The sequence below is a fragment of the Gracilimonas sp. genome, from assembly GCF_014762685.1.
In the GTDB taxonomy this organism is placed as follows: Bacteria; Bacteroidota; Rhodothermia; order Balneolales; family Balneolaceae; genus Gracilimonas.
In genome coordinates, this window is the sequence record NZ_JABURM010000006.1 from 328471 (window position 1) to 345774 (window position 17304).

The 17304-nt window shown below is 40.9% G+C and carries 16 protein-coding genes; 11 read left to right on the forward strand and 5 right to left on the reverse strand.

The features are described 5' to 3' along the window. Positions 1 to 30 precede the first annotated feature (30 nt). From HUJ22_RS11020 to HUJ22_RS11030, 3 genes are all read left to right on the forward strand, one after another. Entirely contained in the window at positions 31 to 681 is a 651-nt protein-coding gene (locus HUJ22_RS11020) for a DivIVA domain-containing protein (RefSeq protein ID WP_290877350.1), read from the forward strand. Between the two features lie 54 nt (positions 682 to 735). Further along, positions 736 to 1572: a purine-nucleoside phosphorylase gene (locus HUJ22_RS11025; protein WP_290877353.1), complete on the forward strand. Its 837-nt coding sequence runs from the start codon at positions 736 to 738 to the stop codon at positions 1570 to 1572. 106 nt (positions 1573 to 1678) lie between these two features. Continuing rightward, complete coding sequence (locus tag HUJ22_RS11030) at positions 1679 to 2461, forward strand: hypothetical protein (RefSeq protein WP_290877356.1); 783 nt, start codon at positions 1679 to 1681, stop codon at positions 2459 to 2461. Positions 2462 to 2537: 76 nt separating this feature from the next. On the opposite strand, the gene HUJ22_RS11035 is transcribed toward HUJ22_RS11030, so the two are convergent. Further along, entirely contained in the window at positions 2538 to 3551 is a 1014-nt protein-coding gene (locus tag HUJ22_RS11035) for an isoaspartyl peptidase/L-asparaginase family protein (RefSeq protein WP_290877360.1), read from the reverse strand. Positions 3552 to 3816: 265 nt separating this feature from the next. On the opposite strand from HUJ22_RS11035, the gene HUJ22_RS11040 reads away from it, so the two are divergent. From HUJ22_RS11040 to HUJ22_RS11050, 3 genes are read left to right on the forward strand one after another with little or no spacing between them, the layout of a single operon-like run. Continuing rightward, positions 3817 to 4410: a hypothetical protein gene (locus tag HUJ22_RS11040; protein ID WP_290877363.1), complete on the forward strand. Its 594-nt coding sequence runs from the start codon at positions 3817 to 3819 to the stop codon at positions 4408 to 4410. Continuing rightward, positions 4411 to 5442, forward strand: a complete 1032-nt coding sequence (locus HUJ22_RS11045; protein ID WP_290877366.1) for a histidine kinase — start codon at positions 4411 to 4413, stop codon at positions 5440 to 5442. Further along, positions 5439 to 6122, forward strand: coding sequence for a LytTR family DNA-binding domain-containing protein (locus tag HUJ22_RS11050; RefSeq protein ID WP_290877369.1), 684 nt, complete (start codon positions 5439 to 5441; stop codon positions 6120 to 6122). Before HUJ22_RS11045 ends, HUJ22_RS11050 begins: the two co-directional genes overlap by 4 nt. Positions 6123 to 6216: 94 nt before the next feature. Here HUJ22_RS11050 and HUJ22_RS11055 read toward each other — a convergent pair whose 3' ends face one another. Then, positions 6217 to 6756, reverse strand: coding sequence for a YceI family protein (locus HUJ22_RS11055; protein ID WP_290877372.1), 540 nt, complete (start codon positions 6754 to 6756; stop codon positions 6217 to 6219). 195 nt (positions 6757 to 6951) lie between these two features. On the opposite strand from HUJ22_RS11055, the gene HUJ22_RS11060 reads away from it, so the two are divergent. Next, the gene (locus HUJ22_RS11060) at positions 6952 to 7362 is read left to right on the forward strand and encodes a DoxX family protein (protein ID WP_290877374.1); all 411 of its coding nucleotides are present in this window, start codon (positions 6952 to 6954) and stop codon (positions 7360 to 7362) included. A 71-nt stretch (positions 7363 to 7433) separates the two neighbouring features. Here HUJ22_RS11060 and HUJ22_RS11065 read toward each other — a convergent pair whose 3' ends face one another. From HUJ22_RS11065 to HUJ22_RS11075, 3 genes are all read right to left on the reverse strand, one after another. After that, a complete protein-coding gene (locus HUJ22_RS11065; RefSeq protein ID WP_290877377.1) occupies positions 7434 to 9230 on the reverse strand; it encodes a histidine kinase dimerization/phosphoacceptor domain -containing protein in 1797 nt (598 codons plus the stop codon). Between the two features lie 113 nt (positions 9231 to 9343). Beyond that, positions 9344 to 10906 (reverse strand): kelch repeat-containing protein, encoded by a 1563-nt coding sequence (locus HUJ22_RS11070; protein WP_290877380.1) that lies wholly within the window; start codon positions 10904 to 10906, stop codon positions 9344 to 9346. Between the two features lie 189 nt (positions 10907 to 11095). Next, a complete protein-coding gene (locus HUJ22_RS11075; RefSeq protein WP_290877383.1) occupies positions 11096 to 13087 on the reverse strand; it encodes a PKD domain-containing protein in 1992 nt (663 codons plus the stop codon). 583 nt (positions 13088 to 13670) lie between these two features. Between HUJ22_RS11075 and HUJ22_RS11080 the strand changes: the two genes are divergently transcribed. The 4 genes from HUJ22_RS11080 (at position 13671) to HUJ22_RS11095 (ending at position 17283) form a co-directional block, all read left to right on the forward strand. Continuing rightward, positions 13671 to 13994, forward strand: coding sequence for a hypothetical protein (locus HUJ22_RS11080; protein ID WP_290877386.1), 324 nt, complete (start codon positions 13671 to 13673; stop codon positions 13992 to 13994). Between the two features lie 75 nt (positions 13995 to 14069). After that, a complete protein-coding gene (locus tag HUJ22_RS11085) occupies positions 14070 to 15317 on the forward strand; it encodes a TolC family protein (protein ID WP_290877388.1) in 1248 nt (415 codons plus the stop codon). Next, complete coding sequence (locus tag HUJ22_RS11090; RefSeq protein ID WP_290877391.1) at positions 15314 to 15589, forward strand: hypothetical protein; 276 nt, start codon at positions 15314 to 15316, stop codon at positions 15587 to 15589. The genes HUJ22_RS11085 and HUJ22_RS11090 overlap by 4 nt, the downstream gene beginning before the upstream one ends. A 44-nt stretch (positions 15590 to 15633) precedes the next feature. Further along, positions 15634 to 17283: an efflux RND transporter periplasmic adaptor subunit gene (locus tag HUJ22_RS11095; RefSeq protein WP_290877395.1), complete on the forward strand. Its 1650-nt coding sequence runs from the start codon at positions 15634 to 15636 to the stop codon at positions 17281 to 17283. Positions 17284 to 17304 lie beyond the last annotated feature (21 nt).

Below are 17304 nucleotides of genomic sequence, written 5' to 3' on the forward strand. Positions count from 1 at the left end.
AGCTTTAAGGACGACTAAAAACATCTATTTATGAAACTCACTCCGCTTGAAATAAAACAACAGACTTTTGAAAAAGGACTACGGGGATACGATACCGCCGACGTACACACCTTTCTTACCTTGGTATCAAATGAATTTGAACACCTGCTCAACAAAAACAAAGAGCTAGAGCAAGAAATTGATAAACTGAAAGATCGCGTAAAACATTACGAACGTGTGGAGGATGCGCTTCACGAAACGCTTCAAACCGCAAAAGAATCGGTTGAACAAAAAATGACCGGGGCAAAACAGGAGGCTAAAAGCACGATCGAAAAGGCTGAAATGGAAGCCGATGCCATAATTAAACAAGCGAATCACAACAGACAGCAAATTCGCCAAAGCATCTTGAGGCTGCTGGATCGGCGTGAAGAGATCATCAATGGGATTACGTCCTACCTTGAAAACGCTAAAAAATCTATCGACCAGTTCAGTAAAGATGAAATGGAAGTGTTTAACCTTCCCAAAGAAGAAAACCTGGAAGAAGCTATAAAAAAAACAAACACAGCTAAATTTGTGCTTGACGAAAATGCCGATGAAAGTGAGGAAGAAAATGTTAAGAAAAAGGCAAAAACCGAAGAAGAAGATCACGCATTTCCTCCCGGAAGTGATCGTCTCGACGACATTTTAGATGAAATAGATTAGTACATACCGTATTTTTGCACCTCAAAATACTCGCCACTTCTTTAGATTAAATTTATGAAATACGATACGGTTGAAGAATTTCGATCCAAAAGAGATGAAGCGGTTAACCTTATTAAGAGAGAAACAAGCTTTCAACCTGAATACTTACTCATTTTAGGAACCGGCTTGGGACAGTTGGCCGATGAAATTGAAACGGAGCATATTTTAAGCTACAGTGATATCCCTAACTTCCCGGTTTCTACAGTGGAAGGGCATGCAGGAAAACTTATCTTCGGAAAATTAGGTGGAAAAGAAGTAGTAGCAATGCAGGGACGTTTCCATTACTATGAAGGCTATACCATGCAACAAATTGCCTTTCCGGTTCGTGTTGCAAAAGCCATCGGCGCTCAATCTCTGTTTGTAAGCAATGCATGTGGAGGTCTGAACCCCAACTTCAGCCGGGGAGATATTATGCTTATCACCGACCATATCAACTTTCTTGGTGATAATCCTCTGATTGGACCCAATGATGATGAGCTCGGTCCACGCTTTCCTGACATGAGTGAACCTTATACCGAGCGGTTACTGGAACTGGCTGAAAATGTAGCCCTGGAAAATTCCATTAAAATGCATCAGGGAGTATATCTGGCGGTAACAGGTCCGATGCTGGAAACAAAAGCGGAATATCGATATATGCGTCAGCTTGGTGCTGATGTTGTGGGAATGAGCACCGTACCGGAAGTAATCTCTGCCGTACACATGGGAATGGATGTGTTGGGAATCTCAGTAATTACGGATGAATGTTTCCCGGATGCCTTACAAGCGGTAGACATTGAAGATGTATTGGCCGCGGCAGCCATGGCCGAGCCTAAAATGACCCAAGTAATTATTAAAGTTTTGGAACGCTTATAACAACTTTTTTTCCACAAAAAGCGTTACTTTTCCACAAAGTATTGCATTACTCCTGACAATTCCTTTTTTATAATAAACAGCAACCAATAGCCTGCCTAATATGCACATGCATTTTGATGGATTCGATAACGAACAGTGGGACGAATTCAAGTGGGAAGCTCACTTAAATGAAGTTGAAAAAAAGAGCGAACAACTTCGTAAATTTATCGCCTCCGACCCAAAAGGTAATACTCCGCGATGGATTACTTTATTACAGGAAAGCCAAAATGAAGACGATGCTTTCGAAGCCTACGTAGAGGAAGAACTGCTGATGGATGAAGCTTATTTCCCTGAAGATGAAGATGACTGGGATGAAGAAGAAGAGGATGATTGGGATGATGAGGACTTCCTGTTTGGTTTATCGGAAGACGGATACCCGGATCATTTAGACGAAGATGACTTTGACGATTTTGATGAAGGTGAAGAATGGAAAAGCCTCAGTGACGATTACGTATACTCCGATTATGCTGAATTGGATAACCTGGATATTTTTCTGGACGCTAAAGACTTGGCAGTTGATATTTTGAAATGGGCTGAAACCATACATCCTAAACTGCAATCCTCCGAGTTTCAGGATTTTGTGGACGAATCGCTTAAGATTGGAGCTAAAATTGCCGGCGGGCATTCTTTCGGCTTCGATCAGGATTATATAGGGGCTAATATTGCCTACTCCAAAAAAGCCCTAAAATGTGCAAATCATGGTTTAGAGCTACTCCAGGGCTTTAAAAAGAAAAACTTCTTTACCAAAAAGCAATATCAGGAACTGCACGCAAGTTTGTTCGAACTCCGCAATGATATTGGGATTTATATCCAGGAGCTGAGAGACCAATTCAAATTAGGGTTAGAGTAAACGTGTTATAGTGTGAGGGTGTTAAGGTGTTATGGTATTTCTCTCAATACCTTAACACTAAAGCACCCAAACACCGCTACTCCCAGATTGCCACCTCTTTATTGCCCTCGGAATCGGCAGCCGCACGAAACATTGAGCCCGTGTTTGTTTTCATAGAGAAATTACCATACTTATCAACGGCTATAAAGCCTGCATCACCGGGTTCCAATACATCATCCACTAAATAATTCATCGATTCCTGGAGCGTAACCCCTTTGTATTCCATGTAAGCAGCTAAGGTATGGGCCGACACATTTAACATGATTTTCTCACCCCAGCCCGTGGCTGAAACGGCAACCAGATCATTGGCATAAGTTCCGGATCCAATAATTGGCACATCACCTACACGACCATATCTTTTATTGGTCATGCCCCCGGTTGAAGTGGCAGCGGCTAGATTTCCATTTTTATCTTTAGCAACTGCGCCCACAGTTCCATATTTCCATGCTTTTTGATCATCGGTTTCAATCAAGCTGCTCGACTGCTCCTCCGCCTGCGCTCTTTTTAAAGACTCGTAGCGTCTTTCCGTATAAAAATAAGAGGGATCTACACGTTCAACATCCGTTTGATCGGCATATGTCTCCGCACCGTCTGCGGCAAAAAATACATGTTTGGAATCCGTCATCACTTTGCGGGCAAGTGAAATTGGATTTTTAACGGTAGTAACTCCTGTAATGGCCCCGGCATTTAATGTTGAGCCGTCCATAATGGCCGCATCCAGTTCGTTCTTGCCTTCTGCTGTAAAAACAGCTCCCTTTCCAGCATTAAACATTTCATTATCTTCCAGATAGTTGACGGTTTTCTCGATGGCATCTAAAGCAGTTCCGCCATTTTCCAGTATTTCAGATCCTATCGCCAATGCCTCTTCCAGTGATTGCATATAGGCTTCTTTTCGATCTTCAGGCATATCCTTTGACACATAACCGGCTCCGCCATGAAGGGCTATAGACCATTCTTTTTGAGGAGGCTCACCAACTTGGCTTTCTTGCAGCTGACAGCCTGATAAGATTAGAAAAAATGAAAGTATAAAAAATGTAGTTATTCGTCTCATAGTAATTTTATTTGGTTCGAGGGATTATACTACTGAATTTTCCCATAATAAAATTTTCACTCCATCATTTACGGTTTTTAGCGTTCCGTTTTATCTAATCTCGTCCCGTTCACCGATAAAAAACCTCCGTTCATCGAAAAATTTTCAGGTTAAATAAAAAGACTCGTTTCTTTGCATTGCAATCGAAATTAATCACACAATCATGAAGCGGAAAATTCAATTATTATCACTTATAGTAGTAAGTAGCATATTAAGCGGGTGTTTTTTGAAATCGGTTCACCCCTTAGTTAAACCTTCGGATTCCATTTCAATTCCGGGGCTAGAAGGCACCTGGGAAGAAGAAGATTCTCGCTGGACGTTCATTCGAAGTGCAGAAGGGAATGAACAAATAAAGGCTATCATGGAAGATATTGACTTATCGCATGATGGGCCCGGATATTTAACGCTTATAGAGTCCATTGAAGAAACAAGAATAGATTCCATGCTTTTCCGGTCAACTTTTGTGAAGCTGAATGGGGAAGTTTATATGGACTTATATCCGCTCTCGCTGGTTTCGTCACCTGCTCAGTATAAAAATCAGGGGTTGTTTGCTGCTACAACTTTCATTGATTTTCATCTGGTTCCGGTACACACTTTTTCTAAAATAAAGAAATCTGATAATGAATTGGATATATTGCTATTTAAAGATTCATGGATTAATGACTTGATAGAAAAGGACAGAGTACGGGTTAAGCATGAAAAAACGGAAGATGGGGTGCTTTTAACCGCATCAACGGATGAGCTTCAAAAATTCGTAAAGAAATACGGAAGCATGGAAGAAGCTTATGACAGTCCTGCATCTCTTGAAAAGATAGAATAAATGGATTCTTTTAAATCAATTTTTCGAAATCGCCTGGTTCAGTCTTTACTGTTCTGGACGATTTCATTTTTTGTGGTACTACGTGTATTCACACGCACGGAAGAGCTCCGCACTATTGATTTGATTTATACGGGGCTATTTCATCTTCCATTAATTATAGGAGTGCTGGCCAACCAGTTTTTTCTGAATCGATACCTGAATAAGCAAAAATATATTATTTTTACTTTCGGCTTCTTTTTTTCTCTTTTTCTCGTTGTGCAGTTTTATCCCATTACTTTTGACTTTTTGGCACCGATTATTTTTCCCGATTATTATTTTGTAACTGTTTACGAATGGTATGAAATGCTGGGGATTGGATTTATTTATATTTCATTTACCACTTTGTTGCACTTCGCAAAAGGGTGGTTTCAGCAACAGGAAGATATTACGAAGCTCGCAAAGTTAGAGAAGGAAAATAAGCGTTCGGAGCTTCAGGCACTTCGGGCCCAGGTTAATCCTCATTTCCTGTTTAATTCTCTGAATACAATTTATAACGAAGCTCTAAAAAAAACCGATAAGGCGCCCCGTTTGATTTTAAAGCTCTCTGATATGTTGCGCTATGTCGTAGATAAAATGGATCAGGAAAGAGTGGCACTGCAAGAAGAAATTGAATACCTAACTCATTTTGTCGAATTACATAAAGAGCGAATAAATGAGCCCAATAAAGTGGAATTTCAAACTCAAGGTAACTTTTCTGACATGGAAATAGCCCCGCTTTTGCTCATCATTTTTATTGAAAATTGTTTTAAGCACTCGGATCTAACAGATAAAGATGCCGTCATTTCTATCCTTCTGAAACAAGAAGGAAATGAGTTAACATTGCATTGCAAAAACACGGTATATGTGGAAGACAATAACCACGAAAAATCAACTGGAATGGGGATTCAAAATGCCCGACGGCGCTTGGAGCTGGCTTATGAAAACCGTCACGCCTTAGAAATTTCCCGCAAGGGAAACATATATGAAACCACTCTTAAAATGATGATAGAATGATACAGTGCTTGATTATAGACGACGAACCCGCCGCCCGGGATATTTTGAAAGCATATATTTCCGACACGCCCGAAATTGAAATAGCCGGAATTTTCAAGGATGCTCTTGAAGCCAAACAATTTTTGGCTGACAATGAAGCTGATCTCATTTTTTTGGATATCAATATGCCACGGCTATCCGGGATCAGCTTTTTAAAAACCTTGAACCACCCGCCAAAAATAATTTTAACCACTGCTTATTCAGAATACGCCCTTGAAGGTTATGAACTGAATGTAGTTGATTATCTCCTGAAGCCTTTTTCATTTGAAAGATTTATTAAAGCCGTTGACAAAGCCCGGGAACAATCCGAATACCCGGCCAAAGGACAAGGATTCATCACAATTAAGGCAGATGGAAAGCTATATCGTATAAATTTTGAGCAAATTCTATTTGCTGAGAGTCAAGGAGATTATATCACAGTTCATACAGAGGAAAATAAAATTACTTTCAATGAAACTCTGAAAGATTTTTGTAGTCAACTTCCGAAATCTCAATTTAGCCGGGTCCATAAATCCTATCTCGTGTCACTTCCAAAAATTGATTACCTGCAAGGAAATATGATTATGCTTGGGAAACATTCCATCCCGGTTGGAAAATCCTATAAAGAATCTTTTCTGCAGAAGTATACTTCTGGATTATAATACAATGAACGCTGGATCTGCTATATAAGCTTGCATAAAAAAGGCCACCCCTTCAGGCAGCCCTTAATGATTTAATAGAAATGGTTAAAAGAAATTATGCTTCTACCGGGGTACTTTCCACTACCTGAACGTTCATGTGCAGTTTCACATTATCGCCAACGACAACGTTCCCGGCTTCAGTTACTGCATTCCACTTCAAATCAAATTCTTTACGGTTAATAGTTCCGTTGATTTCAAAACCTGCTTTGGTTTGTCCGTATGGATCACCTACGGTTCCACCGTGAGTTACATCTAATGTCACTTCTTTGGTTATATCTCGGATGGTAAGATTACCGGTCAGTTTATAATCATCACCGGAAGTGTTTTTGAAAGAAGTGGACTTAAATGTCATTTTTGGGAATTTTTCCGTATTGAAAAAATCATCTGACTTTAAATGCGTATCGCGATCACCATTGTTGGTATCAACACTGTCTATGTCTGCTTCAAAAGTGACTTTTGCACCCTCAAAGGAATCGCCATCAGTTTCTATCGAACCGTTAAACGAACGAAAATATCCGGTAACTGTTGAAATTACCAAGTGCTTTACTTTGAACTGTATTTCAGAGTGTGTGGGGTCTATGTTCCAGGTTGCCATAATAATAAATATGATTGATTAATATTAAATAATTTAATGTTAAACTAAATATAACAACTTTACTCTTCCTCCCGCAATAGATAATTCCTATTGAAGCAATTACGTTATCCCCTCCAATAATTCGGACATTTTAAAACATGGTTTATACCAAATAATTTGTATTCTTCCATTAACCCTAAAACCTAATTATCGATTATGTTGAAAAAGTTACTCTCTACCGATATAAGTGCCCTCATTAATACTAATCTCAGCATATTTATTCTTCGTGTCGGTGCAGGTCTCTTGATCCTGACTCATGGCTGGCCAAAGCTGTTAAAGGTATTTGCCGGTGATTTTTCATTTGGTGACCCTATTGGCATTGGGGCTGCTGCTTCACTGATATTGGCTGCATTTGCTGAAGGTATCTGTGGTTTTTTAGTCACTATAGGTCTTGGAACCAGACTGGCTTCTATCGTTTTATCTATTAATATGTTTGTTGTGGTTTTCTTTGCCCACGCTGCTGATCCTTTCGGCACAAAGGAAAAGGGTCTTTTATTTTTACTGCTGTTTGTGGTTATCGCTTTAACCGGTGGCGGCAAATACTCTCTCGACAAAAAACTGGCTTAATCATTAAATCAGCTGGTCTGTGGGCCAGTTGATCATATATTCATACCTTAATCCTTCTCCCCTGGAAATTGCTACATGGTTTTGAACAATAAGGTAAAAGCAGTTCCTTCTTTAAGGTTTTCAAAGTAATATTCTGATTTCATTTGTTCTGAAAGCATATCAATAAGCCGTAGGCCCAATGAATTACTTTCTTCGGGATTGAAATTCTCAGGAAGCCCGCTTCCATTGTCAGAAATAGCTAACCTCATAAAATCACTTACATCGGTGCGTGAAAGCTCAATTTTAATTTTCCCTTTATCCTTACCCTTAAAAGCATGCTTAAAAATATTGGTAATTACTTCATTTACAACTAACGAACACGGAAGGGCCCGGCTCACCTCAAGTTCAACCGGCTCACATTGAAAATCTATTTCAACCTTGGTTTTTGATTGAAAACTTTTCTGAATATCCAGCACCAAAAGCTTAATACGTTCTCCCAATTCTATACTGGAAAAATTACTGGTTTGATAGAGCTGTTCATGAATACTTGCCATAGTATGAATCCGTGCAACACTATCAAATAAGCGCGCCAATACTTCTTCATTCTCCTCATCAGCTGCCTGTAACTGAAGCAGGCCCATGAGTACCGAAAGGTTATTTTTTACCCGGTGATGAACTTCTGCCAACAGGGTTTCTTTCTCTTTAAGAGAATCTATAATCTGTTCCTGCTTAATTTGGCGCTCGGTAACATCCCGGGAATTTGAAACATAGCCCTGAACTGCGGGATCGTTCATCATGTTTGTGATAGTTGCTTCCAGCCATCGCCACTGATCATCCCCATCTAAAAACCGGAATGGTGCTAACTGGGTGCTTTGCTGCGGAGCTAATTCAGAAAATTGTTTTTGTATTCTTTCTTTATCATCCCTGTGAATAAAATCAAAGGCATTTTTTTCCAGAAAATACTCCGGTGGAAAACCAAGAACCTTCATTGAAGTAGGGCTTGCAAATTTATAATTCGCCTCTTCATCTAAAATGGCTATCAGGTCCATTCCGTGCCTCACCATTGCACGAAACCTTCGGTCATTTAGCGCCACTTCCTCTTCTGCTTTTCTGCGCTCAGTTACATTTTGACTGATTCCATAAAACCGAATGCATTCTCCATTCTTATATTCCGGTTCTCCCGTAGCCCTGATCCATCGCTCATCTCCTTTTCCGCTTATTATCTTAAGCTCAAGATCAAAAGGGATTTCCTTTTCGATGGCATCTTCAGCAGCCTTGGCAAAAGTATCCCGATGGAACCCTTCTTTAAACAGCTCAATTGTGCTTTCTACATCTGGCTCATAATCTTTCCCGAACCCATGTACTTCCTTTGTAACCTCTGACCAATATAACTTATCATTGATCATATCATATTCCCAAGTTCCAATATGAGCAAGTTTGTAGGCTTTATCTAACAGATCTTGTTCTTCTTGTAATTTAATCCGGGCATAAATGCGCTCTGCTTTGGCGCTAAGGTTATGTGCTACTACTGTCAGAAGTTCCTTCTCTTCTTCAATAAAAGAGCGTTTTTCCTCGCTGTATATGCGTAAATAAAGAGACTCTCCATTACTCAATTCTGAAGAGGTTTCAATAAACCATTCAGATTCTGAAAAATCAGTATTTTTAAAAGATTGTCCTGCAATTCTGATAACTGCTGAAACCGCTCCCTGAAACTCCCATACATCAGCAATTAAATCTGCAGCTTTTTGTGCCAAACCCTCAATAGAGTGAGCGTTCTCGTTTAAATTTGAGATTTCATAAAAAAGGGATGATTGGGTCTTTAATAATTTTTTAACAGCAGCTTCGGAGGTAATGTTATCAACATTCATTAACAAAATCTTCTTAGTCATTTAGTTCAACATTGAATAAGGGAATGTAATTAATGAGCTGTAGAGTTTATGTTAGAACAAACTTATGATGTAAGCAGTGATGGTATAAAATAATCAAGTTAGACCATTACTTCCTAAATGTTCTTGTCAAACAACTGTTTCCCTATAACCTTTTCATTTAATCCATACCGAAAACGGCGTTGATCTTCAGAATCGGTTTTACGAAGAATGAGTTTGCCTTCCGCTGAAAACTCCATGCTAAACTTTTCATTAATAGATTTAATGGTTTCATTTCTCAGCTTCCTTCTATAATCATAATTTTCAATTTCAGACCACACCATCTCTTCCAACTCGGACGTTTCTAAAAATGTACCCTCATTCCAAAGTACTTCTATAAGCTTTCGTTCTGTTCCATTCAACCAGTCTTGCCTGAGCAGCTTATCTTTATCAACATGGTTATTTTCTTTTTTAAGTTGCTCCCAAGGCCGGCTTTTCAGAATCAAAATTGCAATAAAAAAAATACCTCCCACTGCAAAAAGGGATCCTATTACAAAGGTTATATTTTCTTCCGAATCGGTTATCAAATTGGTAAGCAACGAATCCTCAGCTAAGGTCACGATACGAACCGGTAAAGTTCTGGTATTTGTAAGATGATCAAGGCCAACGAGTACTACGCGATTGTTCTTGTCATCAAACAGGTAATTGGAGATGATAAATTCCCTACTGTCTCCTAATGGAATCTCGAGCGGTTTATATTCCGCTTGTTGTTTAATGTTATATGGCATAAGGAAATAAATACCGGAAGGGCTGTCTTCTAATTCCACCGGTAAATACCAGTTTCCCGTTTCATCACTATAAAAAGATCCGGAAATAGAATTAACCCTTCCAAATCTACCGGAGCTTGCCGCTCGATAGTATTTCCAGGATTTACCATCAAGGTCATCTACTTTTTCCCAAGTGGCCGTTCGAAAGCTAAACCTCCAGATATCATTTTTGGCAGTTCTGATAACATTTTTATCATCCGGGCGACCACCTTTGAATAACGATCCGCCAAAAAAATAAAATTCTTCTTTATCAGACAGATAAGTTCCGGTAAACGGTTGTCTTTCATATGGGAAATCCGAACTCTTTGATGCGGTAACAATATTCCATTCCTTTATGGAAGAATTAAAAAAAGTGATGATCTCCTTATTTTCCCAAAAGCCATAGCCGCCAAAGGCATGTAACTCTCCATCATGGAAAAAGGGGAAATGCCCAAATTGGTTCTTATGAGGGAAAGAGCGATCTATCCTTTCCAGATTATAGTCCTCCATATTGATTTCATACATTGTTCCCACTCCCCGCGACCATAGTAAAAGACGATTTTTAAAAGGGTCAAAACCAAACTCCAGATTAAACATTGACTCTGGGTATGAATCATAGTGAGCAAGCAAGGCCCACTGTTTCGATCCGAGCTCATAACACCACAATCCCTCCTTCAGCAACACATATACTCTTCGATTCGCAGTATCAATATCTGCATAAATTGGATCTCCTTTATGAAAGTAAGGCTGTTCCTGTTTATCTATGGTTTCCTTAGCGGCTGAGTATTGTCCTGGAAAGGCATATCCCCGCCACGTGCTGCAGACGAGCAAAAGCACAAATACTCCACTATATAACGTTAATGCTTTACAAGTAACGCTTTTGATCTTACCCATAACTTACTATTCACTTCAGTATATGTGTTAAGATGTGCAAAAATAAGTTTTAACAAAAATAAAATGTAATAATCACAGCTTTCCGAAAATGTTTGCAACCAGTAGAAAAGAAAAAGCCCTGTAAGCAAAACAACTTACTGGGCTTTTAACACTATCAAAGGCTGCGTAATATTGTATCAGACCGTTGGTCTAGTACGTGTAATAATCGGTGTTGTCGTTATTGGCATAGGTTACGTTACTTATGTTTATGATCGCATTTCTGCTTTCTCTGACAATTAACCCATAATTAGCACTGTTCTCGATGGTAGAATTTGAGATGGAAAGATAAGAATCGCTATGTACTCCTAAATTTCCTGCGGCCATATAGATGTCTAAATCTGTACCTCCTCCATATTCTATTTCAACGTAATCCATTACATTTTCAACAGAACCCGTCATAACAATAATTCCACCCCAAGCCCCTTTAACTTTAGACCGACCGGTAAATACGATGGGCTCGGTACTGCTTCCAAGTGCTTTAATTATGCCCGGTCCTGTGTTTGTCGCTACAATAATTTTCACGTCTGTCCCCATTTCAAAAAGAGCTCCTTGCTCAATTGTTACTTCTTTTTCAATGGTAACAGAACCGGCGAAATAGAAGGTCCCGTTATTCAAGTTACTCCAGGTTTCAGAACCGCTGGCTTCGGTATTGCTTCGGTACACTTCAACATCACCGCCATTAAAATTCGTTAGATTGTCAACGAAATCAATTTGAGTGGCATGAATAAGCATATGGGAGTCGGCATTATTATTAAACTCACTGTTTATTATGCTAAATTCCGAACCGTTTCTTCTGGTCTGTATTCCATAACCCGCACTTCCGGTAAAAGAAACATGATCTAATATTATTTTGGCCTGATCAATAACCATATTCGTTTTATCAAAGTACGTAGCCATGTTGATACTTCCACCATAACTTATCTCCACATGCTTAAAGATATTTTCTACAGAAGATGAGCCTACAAAAATACCTCTCCAGGCACCCGGGGTTTTACTCACGCCGGTAAATATAATTTTGTTACTGGCTGTGCCCTCAGCTTTAACTACGGCACTGCTTTGTATTTTGATCCCTGCATCTGGACCGAATTCAAAGTTAGCGCCTGCGTCTATCGTAATAACATTTGCAAACTCCACGTTATCCACGATTTGATATTTTGCCCCATTTAGCGCGGATATAACCATATCACCGGTCGTGCTCCCACCGAATGCCGTTACATATCCCCCATCAAAAGCACTTTGAGAATCAAAATATCCTATTTGGCTTATATGTACGTACGCATGCATGTCATCATTATTCTCAAACTGGATACTTTGCATAGGAAATTCCGAACCGCTTCTCCTGGTTTGTATTCCGTAATGCCCGCTGTTTGAAATAACTACATTTGACAACTGAACTTTGGCCTGATCAATCGTCAGGTTAGCCGGATCAAAATAAGTGCCGGCCGGTGCGCTGCCACCATAACGGATCTCAGCATGACTAATGCTATTTACAACAGAATTCGAATTGATATTGATTCCTCTCCAAAAACCATTAACCGTTTGGTTTTCGCCAGTAAATACAATCTTCCCATTCGCCTCGCCATCAGCCACTAAGATGCCATCACCATTAATAGTCAGACCCGTGTTTTCTTGAAAATGAATAACAACATTGGGATCTATTGTTAATTGTGCACTTACATCAACATCTCCAACCACCAGGTAATCCGGTTCTGAAGGATCAGAAAAAATATCCGTTAGCGTTGAATCCTGATTGATGGAACCACTTAATTCCTTTGGCCCCTGACTTGCTGCCGCTGTTACTGATATCGTTATTTGATCATTGTCGCTTACTGATTCCGAAGAATTACTGACCTCCAATGAAACCTCATAATCGCCTGCCACATCAGGAGTGAATGTTGTAGTCATCTGAGTTGAGGACAGGATGGCAGCAGTACTGTTTGAGGGTTTATTGGTAAATGACCAATCGACATCGTAGCCAATATTTTGGTTATCTACAGAGTTAGAGGCATCTAATGTAACCTGCTCTCCTGTTTCAGGGGATTGCGGTGAATGGGATATTACGGCATCCAAGGTAGGGGGTGTATTATTGTTATTGGCTCCCGTACCGCTATTGCTGCAGCCATTAAAGATTAATATGGTCATTAAAAATAAATACGCTGTAACGATTCTATACTTCATACTCTGGATTAGTTTTGATTTAATTTGACTTGAGAAGGCCTATAGGACTATTCAATAAAGCCCCGAAAATTCAGTGGTCTTGATGAAATATGTTTCCTTATAGTTATACTCTCAGTTTATACTACGTAGTATGAAGCGGAATGAGGTCAAAATATTTTGACACGGAAAGAGCAGAGAGTGTGTCAGTAGATGTAGAGACCAACAGAAAAAAAGCCACCAGTTAATAACCATTGGCTTAAAAGTACATACGGGGAAGGGAAATGAAAGATTTGTTTGCCGATAATTGGTTTACATTAGCAGATAGTTACTAAATCCAACATGTCCATTAATACCCAATTAGTTGTCCGTTATTTTCCTCTCAAAAATTACTCTTTCAAATCAGATACAATAAAAGCTTTGGTTTTAGCCGTTCAGCGCCTATTTTAAATATGTGATAAATTTACTTCGAAATTTCGCATTTAAACAAACAGCCAGGCTACTGATCGTGGCCAGCGTACTGTGCGTTTTATTTGGAAATGGTGTCCATGTTCATGGCCTATTTGATCACGTGTTTGACCATGGCGATGTCCATGCCTTTGTGCATTCCCATTCAGATGATCAGGATCAAAACCACAGTCACGCGGAAGCAGTTGACGATAAGGACGCACACCAACATCCAACGGCTACCATTGACCTGACAGGAACACTAACTCAGAAGACTACAAATAAAGCTTCCACAAAATCTGATCTATTTTCTTCTCCAGAGATTTTGAGCAACTATTCGATCTCTCAAACTCCGATCCTGCTTTATTTAGATCTGCCGCCGCCGGATCATCTATATCAGTCCAATCCTTTCTCTTCTTATTCTCTTCGCGGCCCACCCTTGGGATAAATCTATCCCTTTGCCAGATAGCATCTCTAATCCGCTATCTCAATAGCATTCTATAACCATTAATACATTCTATTTATGAATTCATCCAAGTGTTGGATCTTGTTTTTGGTAATCCTATGGGTACCATTTCAGATTCACGCCCAAACCCTTTCCTTAGAGGAGGTTGTTGAGCGGTTCAAGCAACACAGCCTCCAACAGGAGCTGGCAGAACTTGACAAGCTCCGAAAACAGGGAGCGGCTCAACAGTATAAATCGTACATGAATCCCGAGGTGAGCATCTTCAGCGAGCAGCTTAATGCCGGTACGCTCAATTATGACGAAACCACCTATCAGATCTCGCAGCCTATTGAACTGCTGGGACAACCCTTCCTCCGAAATAAGAGCGCTAATAAAAGCAGTGAAGCAGCGGAATTGAGCTATCAGTACGATCGCTCGGTGCTCATCCAACAGGTAAAAAGTTTGTATGCCGAATATTGGTTTTTACAGCATAAACTGGAGGTGTACGACCAAGCGCTTGAAGTTATTAACCAGGTGTTGGCATCTGCCAAAGCTCGCCAAACGGAAGGCACAGAGTCGGGACTTCAAGTGCAGCGTTTTACAGTGGAAAAGAGCCGCTACTTACGCGAGAGAAATGAAGTAGAACTAAAAATGATGCAGGTTGGCAAGCAACTGGCCTCCATGATCACTTCTTCCGAAGAAACCGGTTTTGAATTTAAGGTGGAAGCTGATTTGCCGGTAGAACCGATCATGGAAGATTCAGAAACGCTTCAAGAGTATGCCCTGAAGCACCGGGCTGATTTGCGGGCAATGGAACTGGAAACGGAGGCCCTCGGACTCAAATACAAAGTCGAAAAAAGAGATCGTATGCCAGACTTAAAGGTGAATTTTGGGTATAAAAATCAGTCGGACGGCTCGGAAGGTTTTGTAATTGGCGGGGGCATACAACTGCCCATTTTCAATCGAAACAGCGGAAGCATCACCATGGCTGAAGCCGAATATCGCAGTGTGGAAACATCATTGCAGCTCCAAAGGCGAACCATTCGCAATCAGGTGGGTGTAGGCTACCGTCGTGTTCAAAATTTGTATGCTCAGTGGCAAGAGATGCAACAAAATCCACTTTCTGCAGAAATGTTGGAAACATCACGATCTGCTTATCAGGAAGGACGTTATTCGCTGGTTGAACTGCTGGATGCCACCAAGGCTTACGTCGATGGTCGTAGTCTTCAGCATCGTATTACCGCTGATTACCAACAAGCACTTTTCACACTCGATACCATCACTTCAGGAAAAATATTCTCAACTCAAAACACTTCAAAACAATGAAAAATTTATTCACAGTACTCTTTGTAAGCCTTGCATTTATTATCGCCGGTTGCGGCTCAGATCAGGAAACGCATAGTCATGGCGAAGACGGAGATCACACCCATGAAGCACCGGCCCAAGCATCCACATCAGAGGACAGCGATGCTGTTCGTATTGGAGGCGGTGACCATTCAACAGAAGGCGATTCTACCCATGCCCATGATAATGAAGAGAGTCACAGCCATGATGATGATTCGACGCATTCTCATGGGGATGAAGAACACAGTCACTAATTCGTAGCCAATCAACAAACTTATCATGATCAAATTTTGAAGCAATGAAACAGCTAATACCATTACTAATTCTAAGTACATCCCTGTTGATGATGGGGTGCGGCGGTGGCGGTGATGAAAGCCACAGCCATGGCGAAGACGGTGACCATACCCACGAGCAACCTGCTCAGCAAGCACAGGAAGATGATAGCCATTCCCATGAGGGAGAAGACACCCATAGTCACGGAGAGGATTCCCAACTGGAAGGAGCCGGAGTGATCACGCAATGGACGGATAAAACCGAACTGTTCATGGAGTATCCGGAACTGATCGTAGGGCAGGAAGCCACCTTTGCGGTTCACCTGACCCGGCTTTCGGATTTCAAACCCATTTCTGAATCCGAAGTACAGTTTGTGTTCAGCTCTGAGCGGGGTAATGAAGGCTCCCTCACCGAAACGGAAGTTCAAATTCCGGGCATTTACGGACCGGATGTTATCTTTGAACGTGCAGGACGTTATGATCTCACGATTATCATTCAGGGGATGGTTGATGATACGCTCCAGGTTAACGGAATCCCGGTTTACAGTTCCACGGAAGACGTCCCAACAGCTCACGAGGAAGAAGATCCCAATTTGATTTCCTTTCTGAAAGAACAGCAGTGGAAGATCCCTTTTGCTACGCAGAAAGTCGGCCAACATACGCTATCAGAAACGGTAGATGCGCATGGTGAGCTCAAGCCGGTTCAAAGCAGAGAAGTTATTGTATCAGCACCCTTTTCCGGGATCATACTGAGCAGTGCTAATCAAAGCCTGCCGGTTGAAGGACAGGATATCAGTAAAGGTACTTCGCTGGTACAGCTGAATCCTTCCATTCAATCAGCGGATGGAGAAAACTATGCCCAGCAGTTTATCAATGCGCAGTCTCAGTTGTCTTTGGCTAAAAAGAATTTAGAACGATCGAAACGATTGTTTGAAAAAGAGGCGATTCCGGAAGTAGAACTGGAAAAAGCACGGATTGAATACCGTCAGGCGCTCACTCAATTTCAGACGATTAATGAAATCGCTCAAATTGACACCTCATCCGTAGATGTCTATGGAGACACAGAATCATCCTACCGTTTTGAAATGAAAGCCCCGATCTCCGGAACCGTGGTAGAATCTTATATACAGCCGGGTATGCAGGTGAAAGTCGGTGAGCCGCTGCTGCGTATTGCCAATATGAGAAAAATGTGGCTGAGCGTACACGTTCCCGCAGCTGAACGAATAGCTATTCAAAATCCCGGAGCGGCTGTTTTTTACGTGCAGGGAAATGAGAAAATGTATGGCATGGATGAGGTTAATGGCCGCTTACTGAGCGTCGGAAAACAAGTAGATCCTGAAACACGAACGATTTCTATGATTTATGAGATCGACAATAAGGAAGGCTTGCATAGCGGACTCTTTGTTGCCGCCGAGATCGATACCGATCAAAAAGAAAACGTGATCGCCATCCCGGAAACAGCCCTGATTGAAGAGGAAGGTAATTTTGTGGTGTATATACATGTGGCCGGGGAATCGTTCGAAAAAAGAGCAATAACCACGGGCATTAGAAACCGTGGCTGGGTGGAAGTGACATCCGGCCTGGAAGAAGGCGAGCATGTAGTTACAACCAATGCGTACCAGGTGAAATTGGCTTCATTGTCCTCTGAAGCGCCTGCACACGGACACTCTCATTAATCATCAGGAAAGGAATTAAAT